This window comes from Pontibacillus marinus BH030004 = DSM 16465, assembly GCF_000425225.1.
In the GTDB taxonomy this organism is placed as follows: Bacteria; Bacillota; Bacilli; order Bacillales; family BH030062; genus Pontibacillus; species Pontibacillus marinus.
This window is the reverse complement of record NZ_AULJ01000092.1, coordinates 1-1,902: the sequence shown is the minus strand read 5'-3', so window position 1 is coordinate 1,902 and position 1,902 is coordinate 1. Positions and strand designations below refer to the sequence as shown.

3 protein-coding genes are annotated in these 1,902 nt (G+C 30.4%); all 3 read left to right on the top strand.

Going from position 1 to position 1,902, the window contains the following annotated elements; translation table 11 throughout:
- Nucleotides 1–272 precede the first annotated feature (272 nt).
- Nucleotides 273–620, top strand: a complete 348-nt coding sequence (locus tag H514_RS0115315) for a DUF3139 domain-containing protein (protein ID WP_081673052.1) — start codon at nucleotides 273–275, stop codon at nucleotides 618–620.
- A gap of 204 nt (nucleotides 621–824) precedes the next feature.
- Entirely contained in the window at nucleotides 825–1,085 is a 261-nt protein-coding gene (locus tag H514_RS0115310) for a hypothetical protein (RefSeq protein ID WP_027447744.1), read from the top strand.
- 185 nt (nucleotides 1,086–1,270) lie between these two features.
- Complete coding sequence (locus tag H514_RS0115305; RefSeq protein ID WP_027447743.1) at nucleotides 1,271–1,750, top strand: GNAT family N-acetyltransferase; 480 nt, start codon at nucleotides 1,271–1,273, stop codon at nucleotides 1,748–1,750.
- Nucleotides 1,751–1,902 lie beyond the last annotated feature (152 nt).

Here is a 1,902-nt window from a genome sequence, read left to right as displayed (position 1 = left end):
GTTATTTCTGAGAATTAAACATATATTTGTGACTTAATATTACGGTAGTAAGAAAATTTAGAGTAGCATGTAAAATATCTCGAATTCAAGTCTTCAGCATTAGGGCGCAAATCTGGAATAAGATTGTGCTCTCTTTTTTTATTGAATGTATAATTACAGATTATTAATTGGGTATTTATGTTAAAATTTTAATTAGATTATGTAGAAGTGTATTTAAGCTAACGGGCAGTAGTTTGTAAAAAATAGATATTAAATCCACTGGAGGAGATAAAATGCCCAAGTTTCATAAAGTTTATTTGATCATAACTATATTTATTATAGTGATTTTATTGTCACCATTTATTTATCTAGAAGTGAATAAAAATATTTATGAAAATAGGGTAACTAATTACCTCCTTGAAGAACGAGGATATAACGCCGAAGAAATAGCGTCAGTCGAAGGTGTTTTTGGATTTAAAATGCCTAAATTTTATACAACAGTCACTTTCGAAGATGAGCCATATGTTAAATACACTTATTTTGCTCACAATGAGGTATTGCAATTTAACTACGAAATTATAGACGAAGAACACGAAGGGATAACTAAAGAAGACTTAAAAAATTATGACCCAAGTGGTTGATTGGTTCTTAATATATTACATTTTATTCAAGTATCAGGTCGGTTGTTAGTCGAAGTCATATGTGTAATTTATCTCGAGTTCAAATATTCAGTAAACGGGCGCGCGAACATGGAATAAAGATGTTCGCACTCTATTTCTAGAATGCAGCATTAGCTGAAGTTATGACATTGTATTATTAATACATATTTACGAGGGGGGGAAGAAATGATTGACCATAATAAAAGAATGCTTAAATGGGAAAGAACAAGAAAAGTTAGGAAATGGAAATATGTTACATTCGGAACGATGGCATCAGCAGTAGTATGTTTTATAACCCTCCTTGTTTTAAGCTTTTTGTTTAAAGATGAGCTAAGACTAACATATTACATTTTCCAGTCAATCATTGTAGGTTTGTCTGCTACCATTACTTCATGGTTAGTAGGTGAAAGAAGGTATAAAAGATTGATGAATAGCGATCGTCACTAATCAATAACAGGTCTATATAGAAAAATTATTTTGCATATTATCTTGGTTTCGAGATTTCAGCAATCGGGCGCTATTCTGGAATAGAGGGGATAACGCCTTTAGTCTATCTTAAGGGAAAACCCACTATTGTGTTATTAATAATTCTTTGAAATGATTGGTAGTAAAATGAAAGGGAAGTAGTACTAATGTGTAATAAGCTCAATTTTGAAGCCAATGATATGAATAAAGCAGAGATCGAAATAAATATAATGAATTCAAACCCATCTTATAATCTTATTTCTAAGAATAAAAGCACAATAAATCTTCAAGACATCCGTTCAGAATATGAAGAGTCCAATAAATTAAATACTACACGCTTATTTATAAAACAGGATGATAACTACATTGGTTTAGTTGATTGTTGTTTAAATAATCCTTCAGATAATTTTCCTTGGATAAGTTTGTTTGTAATTCACAAAGAGTTTCAAGGAAAAGGTAAATCAGTCGAAGCATATTATGGATTTGAAGAACTTATAAAAAATAAAAATAAAGAAAAATTACGATTAGCTGTACATAAAGAAAATGAATCAGGGGTAAGTTTCTGGAGTAAATTGGGGTACACCAGCTTCAAGGAAGTATTATTTGAAGGTAAACCTCACTTATGCATGGAAAAAGAGTTAAAATAGTGTACTAGATGCTGAGTAATTTTTTTAGAATTATCTCGAATTCAAGTGTTCCGCTTTAGGGCGCGTTTATTTAAAAACGCGTCTATTTTGATGAATGTAAATGGTGTTTATTAACTTGAATTAAGTAACTTATTATTAAAGGTATTTGGACA

Excerpts from the sequence above, each read along its gene's own strand:
- H514_RS0115310 (WP_027447744.1), top strand. The coding sequence starts at position 825 with ATGATTGACCATAATAAAAGAATGCTTAAATGGGAAAGAACAAGAAAA.
- H514_RS0115315 (WP_081673052.1), top strand. The coding sequence starts at position 273 with ATGCCCAAGTTTCATAAAGTTTATTTGATCATAACTATATTTATTATA.
- H514_RS0115305 (WP_027447743.1), top strand. The coding sequence starts at position 1,271 with ATGTGTAATAAGCTCAATTTTGAAGCCAATGATATGAATAAAGCAGAG.